The following is a 12,358-nucleotide window of genomic DNA, read 5'->3' on the forward strand; positions in this document are numbered from 1 at the left end:
AGCTGGCGGGCTGCTCAGCCCGCCAGCTGAAATCGGATATCCTGCAAATTAAAGCCAAGCTCTAAATCGGTTTTCAGCCTGGCGACCGCTTTACTGGCTCTTGCGCTGTCTTTATTGGGTGTGATTTTCTTGCGCCATTTCTCCGGGAGATTGTCCGCGGACAAAATGCTGTCGAGATCCGGATAAAGTTGTAACAATTCACACGCTGCTTTAGGGCCGATTCCCGGTACGCCTGGAATTTTGCTTGAGCTGATCCCCGCCAGTCCCCAGTAATCGGGCAACTGCTCAGGACGGACCCCGAATTCTTTTGCAATGAACGGGCTGTCAAGCCACCGCTGCTGGAAGTAATCACGGATCATTACAGTCGGTCGCAGCAGCTGGCAGTAGCCTTTGTCGGTTGACACTATAGTGACCTTGCCGCCATGGTCTGCCACTTTGAGCGCCAGGGTGGCAATCAGATCATCGGCTTCATCGCCGTCAGACAGCAGTGAGTCGACGCCCAGCGCCATGAAGTCATCCTGTATCTGATCCATCCCTGTCTGCAGTTCCGGCGGCATAGGTTTGCGCCCTTCTTTGTAATTGGGCAGCAACTCCGCCCGCCAGCCTCTGTCATCGCCATGATGGTCAAACACCGCCACGATATGGGTTGGCTGGCTGATAGCAATGATTTTACTCAGCGCCTGGCAGCACACCTTACTGGTGCTGGCGATATCGGGCTCGCCCGGCTGGGCGGCATGCACACGGCGGATCAGGTTGAGGGCATCAATGACGACTAAGTGTATGGACATATATATCAACAATAGTAAAACAGGGCCTGCTGGCCCTGTATTCTACGTTGCATGGCAAATTATTTCACCATGTCGGGGTGAGTGAGGATCCGGTAGCAGGGAATATATTCGCTGCCCGGCAGTTTCATACGTCGCTGAGCGACGAAATTTTTGAGCAGCTTATCCATGCGCTTCATCAGGGATGGATCGCCGTTGATCAGAAAGGGGCCATTGCGTTCAATTTCCTTGATCCCTTCTTCTTTGACGTTGCCGGCGACAATACCGGAAAAAGCACGGCGTAGATTCGCGGCAAGCTGTTCCGGCCGCTGGTTGAAGTGCAAATCCAGACTGCCCATGGCATCGTGGTTGGGTTCAAAGGGCAGTTGAAATTCCGGTGGGATTTTCAACGACCAGTTGTAACAATACGCGTCCCCGGTTTCCTGACGGTATTCTTTGGTTTGCGGCATGGCCGCTTTCATGATGCGGGCCACTTTCGCCGGGTCATCAATGACTATCTGATAATGTTTGGTTGCTTCTGCACCTAAGGTATCGCGCACAAAGCTGTCCAGGGTGCGGAAATACGGCTCACTGCTTTTCGGACCGGTGAGCACCACAGGCAAAGGTTGATCCTGATTTTCCGGGTGCATCAGAATACCTATGATGTACAGCAGCTCTTCGGCGGTACCGGCTCCTCCGGGGAAGATAATGATGCCGTGACCCACACGGACAAAGGCTTCCAGCCGTTTTTCAATATCTGGCATGATCACCAGTTCATTGACGATAGGGTTAGGTGGCTCGGCAGCAATGATGGACGGTTCGGTCAGGCCGATAAAACGGCTTTTACCGTATCTTTGCTGGGCATGGCCGATGGCGGCCCCTTTCATTGGCCCTTCCATGGCACCGGGCCCGCAGCCGGTGCAGATATTCATCTCACGTAATCCTAACTGGTGGCCGACATCCCGGGTGTATTGATATTCTTCCGGGTTAATGGAGTGCCCCCCCCAGCAGACCACGATATTGGGATCTTCCCTTGAGCGGACTGTCTGGGCGTTACGCAGAATACTGAAGATGAAATTGGTGATGTGTGGTGCACTGGTCAGGTTTAAATCGTTGCGCTGGTTAACGTGTACGTTGACGTAAATAATGTCCCTCAGCACGGCAAACAGGTGCTCCTGAATACCGCGAATAATTTTACCGTCGACAAAGGCGTGCTCGGGTGGGTCTTTGAGTTCGAGTTTTATCCCGCGTTCTCTTCTCAGTACATTGATATCAAATGACTTATTGAGTTCCAGCAGTGCGTTGGAATCGTCACTGTTACTGCCTGAATTAAGTACAGCCAGTGAACAGTTGCGGTACAGGCGATACAGGTCGCTGGCCGCTGTGGCCTTCAGACTGTCAACTTCGAGCTGCGACAGCAGTGTCATCGCACCAACCGGACTGATGTGTGTAATCATGCTTACCTCCCTGGAGACGAATACAGAGGCTGATGCTTCTGTATGTAAGCGATTTTCCTGGCGGATAAAGGATCGACCGCGGATGGAAATAGCGGGCATTTTCCTGACCCGTACTATTGAACATACACAGGGTTACAGGGTTTGACTAGGGCAGAAAGAAAAAAAAAGAGTTTGTGTAGCAGTGGGTTAGAGCCTGGATTTGCCAGCAGCTGAGTGAGTAATCAGTGATTAAGCGATCCAAATCAGATGGTTGCGGCCAGCATGTTTCGCGCTGCTCAGAGCCTTTTGTCCCCGCTCGATCACCTTGCCCGGGGTATCTGTGTCATCAAAGAGCGTCGCGCCTATTGAGGCCGAAATGGTGACGTTCTTTTCCCTGAACCGGAAGGGGAGCTGCAAGATGGCTTCACGAATACCGGACAGCCGTCGATGACGTTCATCTTCGGCGATATCAGGCAGGATAAGCATGAACTCGTCATTGCCGACCCGGGCGATAAAGTCGGTATCTCTGAGATGCTGGTGCACAGTACGGGCGATAATCTTCAGCACTTTGTCGCCAGCCTGGAAACCATAGTTGTCATTGAGATCCCCGAAATGATCGATATTGACAATGGCCAGGCACAGCGGGTGCTGATAGCGAATCCAGCGGCGGTATTCGTGCTCCAGCCGGTCATGAAAAGCCGCCCGGTTGTAAACACGGGTCAGCGGGTCAAGGAATATCCGGCGTTGCAGATCTTCAATCTGGCGATGCTGGTTCTGCGTTTGCTGATAGAGGTGCTCGGCACGATTCTTGTGATAATGCAGTTGCTCCAGCAACGCCTGTTCACGGTTTTCAAGCGAGCGCTGGCGCTCGACCAGTTGTCTGAGTGAGGTATCGAGCGAATGTGCGGCACCGCGCCAGCTTTCCAGGTTGGTGTACTGCTGCAGCGCGTGGTGGAAGCGGTCAGACAGTTGCCCAAGCTCGGCAGTCAGTTCAGAACGGTGCTTGTACAGCGCTTGCCCCTGATCGGCGGTCTGGCGCGTCGTTTGTTCCAGTGCTGCCAGATCGCCGCTGATGACATCAAGAAATTTTTGCGAATGGCGACGTTCGTGAATAAAGCTGTCCAGCGCCAACCGCAACACATCCAGGCATAGCTCGACCAGTGAAATGGGCTCGACACCGGCGAGCAATTGGTGCCGTATGGCCAGCAACTGGTCGCCGGATTCACCCTCGGCATCCAGCTCTGTGATGATCTGTTGCAGCTCATTGCACAGCTTATGCTGTAAATCGTTGTCTTTTGAGCGTGATTCACGTTCGATGCTGACAGGCACAGTCAGGAGTTTCAGGGCGCGATCATACAGACCGAACAATTGGGTGATTTGCTGGTGGCTGTGGTGCAGTGAGTCAGGTGCCTGGGACAGAAGATCATGGATGTCGCGTTTTAGCTGAACCGGCAGGGCAGGGATGCGTTTCAGGCTTTCAGAGCTTTGCCGGATCAGATCAGACAGGCGTTCCATGGTTGAATGGGTTGAGGTTTGCCGGAGCAATAACCGTTCAACCTGGGCCAGATGCGGCACAATCTTACTGATATCTTTGTTTTGTTCCAGATCGGTACGCAGGGTATCAAGCCGTTTGTCCAGCTCGCTATCCAAACCTTTACAGGCAACAGACATACGGGCAATCAGGCGTTTTAGAATAACGATTTCACGACGCGATTTTAATGACACATCGCGGTATGACAATTGAGCCTGATCCAAACGCAGCTTCAATTCACTCACATCAGAAGCTGCATTATATTTCGCAGTCACGTCGACTAATAATTACCTTATCTAAACATCCATTACACCCAGCGGCAGGCGCTGTGCAAGCTCGATGTTAGCAAAAATGTTCTGATGAGTTGAACATTATTAACGGCTTGTTTTCCCAGACACAAACGCTCGCGTGCTTTTTATGCTATTTCGTGATCTTTGTAGCTCTAAACAGCGGAAATACTGAGCGTTTTTTCCTCAGAGGTGCCGGCGCCAGTCATATTCCTGATGGGAAGAGGTCTGCACCCTGACCAAACCTTTGTCCATCGCCAGTATGCAAGCGCGGCGGATATTCTCGCCGGCGAAACTGGCGGCCGGGGCTGCTTCGATGGCACTCAGGTGCACCCATTGGCTGCCGGTTTCGGTTTTGCTTATCTGGCGGGCGGCATGGGTGGCCATCAGCAGAATGTCGATCAGTTCCTGATCATTGATGGCGGTACAGGCCCGTGGCAGAAAAGGGTACTCGGCCATTCCTATGCGTACCCGGCTGTCGAGCTGCCTGTCGTTCATGAAAGTGTCCACCAGTTGTTTGATGGAATCTGCCAGCTGCTGAGGCGCACTTTCAAGGCGTGAGTTTGGCTCTATGTACAGGAACATGGCATCGGAAAAATGGTACAGGCGGGCCGGTTCGCAAATCTGGGCTTTGAGGTAATCACCAAACTGGCGCTCCAGCTCCAGTCCCTGCTGGTAGCCATGTTCAAGATAGACATGTTTGAGTAGCGGGACTTCAAACAGGGCAAAGCGTAACCGGTCGCTCAGGGGTTCGTTAATGATCTCCCCCAGGTGCCACTGCTCGAAATGCGCACTGCTCTGCTGCAGCGAGCTGGAGAGTCTGGCATTGAGCATTCTCAGGTTGCGCAGGCCACTGCGGGGGTGGGTGTAGAATTCATCCCGCAGCAGCGCCAGGCGCTCCCGCCAGCGGCATGCGGAGCGGTGACGATACCAGAGCACCAGCAGGGCCAGCAACAGGCCGATCAACAGTACTGTGGTGATGTTCTTTTGCTGATAAAGGGCTTTTTCCTGGGTGAATTGCTGTCGTTCAAGTTCTTCTAACTGCAGCGCCCGCGCCATCATACGCTGTTGCTGGCGGAACACTTCGGCATTACTTTTCACCTGATTTTCCTGCAAAGAGGCATACAACTGCTCATAGCGGCGTTGGCTCAGCAGGGCGTTGTAATAGTCTTTCTGCTTCTCAAATGCGGCCGACAGGCTGATTTCTCCCTGCATTTGCAGAGCCGGCTGTGCTTTGGGCAAACGGCTCGCCGCCAGCAGTGCCGCCTGGATGGTCGAGATTGCCTGCGCGGTTTTATCTTCTGCCAGCTCAAGCTGTCCCTGGAGCAGCTGTGACTTGATCAGAGTGATTTCATCATCGCTCTCCTGCGCCAGCTGACGGGCATGGTGCAGGTATTGTTCAGTTTTCGGGTAGTTATAGAGTTTGAGATAAACGCGGGCAATACTCAGGCGCAGCTTGGAGGAGCGGGTAGGTAAGCGCAACTGGTTTTCCTGATCTAAAGCATTGAAGTAATGCACCAGCGCAAGGTTATACCGGCCCTGCTGTTCGTAAATATTGGCTATCAGGGCCAGAGTGCGGGCCAAGGGGATGGTGCGATTGAAGTGCTCGAAAAACTCTCCTGCCTGCGTCGCGTGTTCCAGTGCCTTGTCAAAGACTTTGCGCTCTTCGTAAAGCGTGGCCAGTTCCAGGTTGGCGATCGCCATTTTGCCGTGATCGTCTTTTTCCTGCGCCAGCCAGTAGCCGCTCAGCAAACGATCCAGCGCCAGATCATAGTGCTGGTGCCGTAAATAATGCATCCCGTGATTAAGCAGGAAGTTGATTTCTTCTTTACTATCATCAAGCTCAGACAGGTCACGCTTGGCACGGATATACATTTTCTCTGCCTGTCTTTCATCGCCAAGGGTGGATTCCATATCGGCACGGAGCATCAGCAACTGATACTGCAGAATCTTGATTTGTTCGCTGCGTTGCAGTTTCTCATCACCGGCGATGACCTGATCGATTTTATCCAGTCGAGCCGCCGCTGAGGAGGCCTCGCCCATCCCGTGCCATAGAATATTGGCATGAATGAGCTGGGTTTCGAGCAGCGTATAGCTGAACGCGTTTTCAATCGCCAGTGCTTCGGCTTCGTTGATGGTGTGAATGGCGTCGCTTTGCGCATTTAACAAAGACTGCGCTCTGGCTTTTATTTGCAGCGCATTGATGGTGCTCAGCGGGGTGCGGATAGAATGGTCAGTTTCTTCATTAACATGGACGCGAGAGCTGTCGACAGGCACACTGAGGCGACGTTGGTTCAGGTAGCGTTCGGTGATCTCCAGTGCTTTTTCCGGGCTGGTTTCCAACAGGAGATCGGCATCGGCCAGAATAGGGGTGGCATAAATCTTCGCCTGAGCCGGCAGGGCGGTGAGAAACAAAAGCAGGATGCTGAAGAGCCAGTAACGACAGTTCATAGCGCACTTATCCATCAGGAAACACGGCCCTCATATTACTGGCTCAGGACGTCAAGTCCAGCAAAGTAAAGCGATTTGCCGGACTTGACTGTTAAGCGGGCGAGCCTTTACTGGCGTGCCATGCGATCGTTGTTGCTTGGCGTCTTGCCCTGATTGGTGCGGTAAGGGTTAATATCCAGACCGCCACGGCGGGTGTAGCGGGCGTAAACAGTCAGTCGCTCCGGCTGGCAAAAACGCATCAGATCCATGAAGATCCGCTCAACACATTGTTCGTGGAACTCATTGTGATTGCGGAAAGACACCAGGTAGCGCAGCAGTTTTTCACGATCTATCCGCTTGCCTTTATAGGCAATTCGCACGCTGCCCCAGTCTGGCTGGCTGGTGATCAGGCAATTAGATTTCAGCAGATGGCTGTGCAGCACTTCCTCTACTTCCTCACCACTGGCGGCATTGTTCAGCAGCTCAGGTTCAAAGTCGAAACTGGTAATCTCAATATCCTGCTCATCAATGCATTCACCGGCAAAATCCACGATAGGCTGATCGGTAAAGTCACTCAGCGGCTGGATAGTCACGTCCACATCCATCCCGGCGCAGGCGGATAAATCTTTCTGCAGAATATCTGCCACTTCCTGCCAGCTGCCGAAACGGGTATTGTTCAGGCTGTTCAGGAAGAGTTTGAAAGACTTGGATTCAATCAGATTAGGGCTGCTGGCGGGCAGACGCACTTCACCGATAGCCACCTGAGGCAGTCCTTTGCTGTTGAGCCAGGACAACTCGTACAGGGTCCAGATGTCATACCCGGTGAATGGCAGGTCGTCGCTCAGCGACAGATCATCACGATTTAGCTTACGCGGCACGGCCTGCAGCAGAGTGGGATCGTACTGATCTTTGTATTCGCTTTTTTGGCCAAGAGTTAAACCGGCTAGTTCTTTCGCGTCTTTGTATTTGCTCATATTGTCCTGGACACACACACTTGGATTAGAATAGGCAAAGTTTACTGAATCTTGCTTGAGGTTGCGAATGAATCATCCTGTAACGGCCGCATTGGCTGAATTTTCTTCCCGTTTTATTAAAGTGTGGCACGATGAGCGCGCCTGTCTGCCCTGCAGCAGCGATCTGATTGGCCTCACATCTCCTTGTATTGAAACGGATAATGGCGATACCGTGAGCTGGCAGCCGGTCGCGCGTGAGCCTGCTGGCCGTTTTGATGCGGTTGAGACAGGCATTGAACTTCGTCTGCATCCGGATATTACGGCGTTTTACGGCAGCTTTTTCAGTGGCGATATGGCGGCCCGTTTCAAGGCGCTGGAATTTGACTTGCTGCAGGTGTTTAGTGAGTCGGATCATCAACGGCTGCAGGAAAACATCCTGGGTCACCTGGTGACTCAGCGCCGGCTGAAGCTCAAGCCGACTGTCTTTATCGGGGTGATGGATGCAGAAGATCAGGTAATTGCTATCTGTAATCTGACCGGTAACGTTATTCTCGAGACGCTGGGCAAATCCGACCGGGAGGTGCTGGCGTACGATGTCGAGACTTTTATCCGCCAGCTTGAGCCCGTTGTGAAGGTGAGTTAAGCCATGTATGTCGTTGAGCTACAGTTTGAATGCTTTGACAACACCACTGTCGCTGCGGTGGAGCAGGCGATCAATGGCCTGATGGATGCGCTGCGCTATAACGGCCAGGTGCTGGGGCGGGAGTTCCCTGTCGTGATGGATGAAGCCGTGTTTAAAGTGCGGGCTGTCTGTCCGGAGAAAACCAGCCTGCACAGCCAGTTTCACAGTCCGCAGGTCAAAGCGGGTATCAACCGACTGACACAAGCCAGTTTGCTGGCCCCGAAAATTAAAGTCTTGGGGCGTGATATCAATTCGGAAGCGACGGCCGAAGAAGCACCGGGCTGGCAGGTGCTGTATACCACTTATGTGCACACCTGCTCCCCGCTGCGCAGCGGCGACAGCTTATTGCCTATCCCTTTGTACCGGATACCGGCAACCTTTAACGGTGATCATAAAGCCTTGGTCAAATGGCAGACCGAATGGCAAGCCTGTGATGAAATTCAGATGGCCGGAGGCTGTAAAGCTGAACATGCGGCCCTGCATGAAATCCGCGATGCCGACAGTGATTTGTTCCGCCGTGGCTGGGATTTACGCGGCAGAATTGAATTTCTGACCAAAGTGCCCACCTATTATTATCAGTACCGGGTGGGTGGGGTCAGTCTGGTCGATGAGGCTGATCGTCCTTGCCCTAAATGCGGACAAGCCTGGCGGGTGGATGAGCCGATCCACGGTATTTTCCATTTCAAATGCGATCCGTGCCGGCTGGTGTCCAACCTGTCCTGGGATTATCAGTAGCTCAACCCCCGTTGGTCGGCATGCGCCGTTCGACGCAGTCACCGCCCGTTACCACAAAGCAACGGGCGGTGACTGCACTTAACAAGGCAGGTTATTTATCTTGCTGGGCCTGCTCCAGGGCGGCAAGGCGTGCTGTCAGGCTGGCGACTTGTTGCTCCAGGGCAGCCAGTCGTTCGCTGTCGCTGGCCGGTGCTGCCTGGCTGGCTTTTATGTCTGGTACTTTGGCATGCTGTTTCCAGCTTTTAAGCGCCTGAATGATCACAGGCATAGGTAAAGGCTCACGCAGGCGGGCTTTCACCAGTGCGACACTGGGCTCTTTACCTTCCGCGATGAGTGTGGATATGGCGCGCTCCAGCGCATCGGTAATGGCAGATGACATATTTCTTCCTGAAAGAGTGGCTCGGGTTCACTTATTTTCGTAGCAAAGCGTCTAATTGATCAATCACTTCGCACCAATCGGCATCTTCAGCAATCGATTCTTTGAGAAAACGGCGCTGGGCGGGTTGCCAGAAATCAGCCTGAGCGAGGGTTTCGTCTTGTTTGAGATTATGGTCGCGAATGAAGCCTTCTATCGATTCCTTGGACGAATTCATTCCTAACTGATTGAATAAACTGTGTAAGTCGTGGCTGAATGTTTCCATCTTGCTATTCCCCTACTGGTGTTTGTCATAAGTATAGTGGGGAATAGTCGTCAATTCGTCTCTGTGGTTTGTGAGAGATCGCTTACAAGCATGTAAGACATACTGAAGTCTTGCTATGGCAGTTAGCCTAAGTGGGTATAGATAATTGTTTATTATCATGTGGTTATGTTTGTTTTTTCGTGCCAGGCTAAATGTGGCGTGATAACTGACGTTCAATGTGCGCTTGTTCGAATCGGGATATCGCGTAATCTTAACTCTGTCGGAAGGAGCTGACACGGAACAGGAACATGAGCCACGGAGTTGGCGGTCTCAGGATGAGACACGGTCTTCAGGATGAGGGCTGACATGGACAGTTCGGAGACTGCAGGATGTAGTCAGTGCAAGCAGGATGTTTGCCGTCAGGATGACACAAGGATGATGCTTCAGGAAGAAGCCAGGGACACCGCCAGGATGGCTGTTGAGAGTTCACCCGGGATGGGTAACGGGTCAGGAGACCAGGACACTTCAGGATGAAGTTCAACAAGGGAAGCGCTGAAGGATACAGCATACAAAGGAATGATGCAGGGAGCACCATAGTAGTAGGAAGCTACAGGTAAGACCTAAGGGCGCAACGCAAGTTGCGCCCATTCTTTTATGTCTGGAATGTGGTAACAGGGCGTACCACAGCAGGCATTCCGACCGTCAGCTCATTTTTGTTCCCTTGTCTCATACCCTGTATTGGCTGTACTGAGTTGCGACGGCTGATTACGCGTCATCCTGCTTCATATTTTGCCTGCTATCTTGTAAGCGATCTCTCACAAAAGCGTGAGAAATATGCGTTTTCTATGATCTCTTTCAGCGCACAAATCTAAAAATATATCAACCAATTCATTGTCTTATGTTTTTATCGCCTTGTGGCCTGAGCGCAGGGGAAAGAGCAAACCAACGACTGTGCTGTGTCCGGCGCGTAATTATCGTAGTCTTAGAAGTGTCGAAGGAATTGACACACGGAACAGGATAACGGCCAGGGAGCAGGGTCGGTTAAGGATGATAGTGAAGGCGAGGACAGCTTTCACGCTAAGGACGGTTCAGGACATGGCGGGATGCCGGCTGCAGTGTTCAGGATGACACTGCTCAGGAAGAGACAGGGATACTTTCAGAACGAAAGCAGGGACACCGCCAGGAAGGTCGAAGAGAGTTATTTCAGGATGAAGTAACGGATCAGGAGATCAACGGACACGTTCAGGATGAGCGTTTAAAGGAAAATCGCCGACGGATTCCGGCGCATCAAAGGAATGAGGCAGGGAGCCTATGTGTAGCCGGATTGCTGCAAGTAAGACCTAAGGGCGCAACGTAAGTTGCGCCCGTTTTATTTTGTGTGTCGGGAAAAAGAAAAATTGGCGCGGGAACGGTTCAGCCCGGCATATGGTGCGGCGGCACATAAAACTGTACCGGACGCAGCCCCTTGAAGGTGGCGCATCCCTGATAGGCATCAGCACCGTCAGCTGAAAACTCAAACAAGTACAGGGTTTGCCAGCTCCAGTTGCCGGCATCATCTTTCAGGCGGTGCGAGCCTCTGGCGACACTCAGCAACTGCAAGCCTAACTGCTGGCAGCGTTGAGTGATAAATTGCTGGGCCAGCTCGCTCTGGCGCCTTTGCTGCCAGAACAGATAGCCCAGTATGGCCATCGCCAGTATGCCAAGTAAATTATCCATCCGTGGGATTTCCTTCTCAGTTCCGTTTCATTTGTTATTGGCCGCGAGTGGCTTGTTGCAACCGGGTAATGGTCTCGGTCAGCTCGGCATTGGCTGAACTGTGCAGCACCTGCAGCATAGTGCCGCGCAGTGCTGGCAGCATCACCAGATCGGCAAACAGCTGGTTGAATAAATTCTGATCCTGAGTCTGGGCCAGGCGCAGTAAAAACTGACTGGCTGAGTCAGTGTCAGCTAGGCCTTTCCAGCACCGGCCGGCTATGGCGACCAGCATTTCAGGGTGGCAGAGTTCAGGTTTTGCCAGTATGGCCTGAAGCGCCCGGTTCAGCATAGCCGTCTCGGCACCTGACATGGCACGCAGTAAGGCAGACAACAGGAAGATGTCGGTTTGCTGTGCCGTCAGCTCACCTTGAATGCGTTCCGCCAGACGCTCAGACAGCGCCGCTGGCAGCTCACAGTGTTCCAGACAACCCAGCAGCGCGTACAGCGGCGTCATGGGGAGATTCTGCAGCGCCTTGCGCAGGCAGGTCGCGTTATTTTCCTGCTTCATGCGGGCGCAGATATCGGCCAGCCCCTGTAAGCCGACGCCCTGCCATTGCGCCCAATCCAGTTTACCGCTGAGATACACCTGGGCATGTTCGTAATACTGGCTGGCTGGCAACGCCAGTTGCTGACGCAGATGGGCGTGGAAGATCGCCATTTTGTCGTCTTTCGGTTTGAAGGTATACGGGTTGGCCGCCAGCTTCTCCTGCTCTTCGTCTGTTGGCACTGCATTGAGTGTGGCGCCCATGGCTTCGATGACATACTTAATGAAATCGCCGACTGCGGCCTGTTTGAGTAAGCCCCGCTCATCCAGCGGCAGCTTGAGAAACCAGATCCAGGGCGGATTACCCTGCTGCCAGAAGGAAATCGACAGGTGAGCATGCTGCTGTAACGGCCATGGATAAGGTTGGCGGTTATCTTCAACCGCTTTGAAAGTTGCTCGCTCGATTTCACAGACCCGGCGGCCCAGATCGAAAATCTTATACTGGCATCCGGCATTGTCCAACAGTTGGGTCAGGGTGTGAAATTTATCCATGGGCATGCTACAGGGCTCCTAGAGTTTGACGGCTTATGCTGGCGCATTATAGGGAGTTGAGCGTGAAGATGGTATCCTTGCGCGCCAGTTGTCCGGCTGAGCTCACCCTCAGCCATCAGGCTAGTTATG

The 12,358-nt window shown here is 52.9% G+C and carries 11 protein-coding genes; 2 read left to right on the plus strand and 9 right to left on the minus strand.

The window, feature by feature from the left end; translation table 11 throughout:
* Positions 1-14: 14 nt before the first annotated feature.
* From xni to queF, 5 genes are all read right to left on the minus strand, one after another.
* Complete coding sequence (gene xni / locus IFO68_RS20025) at positions 15-788, minus strand: flap endonuclease Xni (protein ID WP_192017559.1); 774 nt, start codon at positions 786-788, stop codon at positions 15-17.
* Positions 789-847: 59 nt separating this feature from the next.
* Positions 848-2,221, minus strand: coding sequence for a nucleotide 5'-monophosphate nucleosidase PpnN (gene ppnN, locus IFO68_RS20030; protein ID WP_192017560.1), 1,374 nt, complete (start codon positions 2,219-2,221; stop codon positions 848-850).
* Between the two features lie 228 nt (positions 2,222-2,449).
* Positions 2,450-3,976: a GGDEF domain-containing protein gene (locus IFO68_RS20035; protein ID WP_336510290.1), complete on the minus strand. Its 1,527-nt coding sequence runs from the start codon at positions 3,974-3,976 to the stop codon at positions 2,450-2,452.
* Between the two features lie 228 nt (positions 3,977-4,204).
* Positions 4,205-6,469 carry a tetratricopeptide repeat protein gene (locus IFO68_RS20040; protein WP_192017562.1) on the minus strand — a complete coding sequence of 755 codons (2,265 nt, stop codon included), beginning with the start codon at positions 6,467-6,469 and terminating at the stop codon, positions 4,205-4,207.
* A 107-nt stretch (positions 6,470-6,576) separates the two neighbouring features.
* Positions 6,577-7,422 (minus strand): NADPH-dependent 7-cyano-7-deazaguanine reductase QueF, encoded by an 846-nt coding sequence (queF, locus tag IFO68_RS20045; RefSeq protein ID WP_192017563.1) that lies wholly within the window; start codon positions 7,420-7,422, stop codon positions 6,577-6,579.
* Between the two features lie 67 nt (positions 7,423-7,489).
* Here queF and syd point away from each other — a divergent pair, with 67 nt between their 5' ends.
* Positions 7,490-8,044, plus strand: a complete 555-nt coding sequence (gene syd / locus IFO68_RS20050; protein WP_192017564.1) for a SecY-interacting protein — start codon at positions 7,490-7,492, stop codon at positions 8,042-8,044.
* A 3-nt stretch (positions 8,045-8,047) separates the two neighbouring features.
* The gene (locus IFO68_RS20055) at positions 8,048-8,818 is read left to right on the plus strand and encodes a Zn-ribbon-containing protein (protein WP_192017565.1); all 771 of its coding nucleotides are present in this window, start codon (positions 8,048-8,050) and stop codon (positions 8,816-8,818) included.
* Between the two features lie 91 nt (positions 8,819-8,909).
* On the opposite strand, the gene IFO68_RS20060 is transcribed toward IFO68_RS20055, so the two are convergent.
* The 4 genes from IFO68_RS20060 to IFO68_RS20075 all read right to left on the minus strand — a co-directional run bounded on the left by IFO68_RS20060 (position 8,910) and on the right by IFO68_RS20075 (position 12,235).
* Positions 8,910-9,197: a hypothetical protein gene (locus IFO68_RS20060; protein ID WP_192017566.1), complete on the minus strand. Its 288-nt coding sequence runs from the start codon at positions 9,195-9,197 to the stop codon at positions 8,910-8,912.
* Positions 9,198-9,228: 31 nt separating this feature from the next.
* Positions 9,229-9,459, minus strand: a complete 231-nt coding sequence (locus IFO68_RS20065) for a DUF2789 domain-containing protein (protein ID WP_027251653.1) — start codon at positions 9,457-9,459, stop codon at positions 9,229-9,231.
* A gap of 1,392 nt (positions 9,460-10,851) precedes the next feature.
* On the minus strand, positions 10,852-11,154 hold the full coding sequence (locus tag IFO68_RS20070) for a DUF3301 domain-containing protein (protein WP_192017567.1): 303 nt from the start codon (positions 11,152-11,154) through the stop codon (positions 10,852-10,854).
* A gap of 34 nt (positions 11,155-11,188) precedes the next feature.
* Positions 11,189-12,235: a DUF3549 family protein gene (locus IFO68_RS20075; RefSeq protein ID WP_225445361.1), complete on the minus strand. Its 1,047-nt coding sequence runs from the start codon at positions 12,233-12,235 to the stop codon at positions 11,189-11,191.
* Positions 12,236-12,358: the final 123 nt, after the last annotated feature.

It is taken from the genome of Photobacterium arenosum, from assembly GCF_014841115.1.
GTDB classification, from domain to species: domain Bacteria; phylum Pseudomonadota; class Gammaproteobacteria; order Enterobacterales; family Vibrionaceae; genus Photobacterium; species Photobacterium arenosum.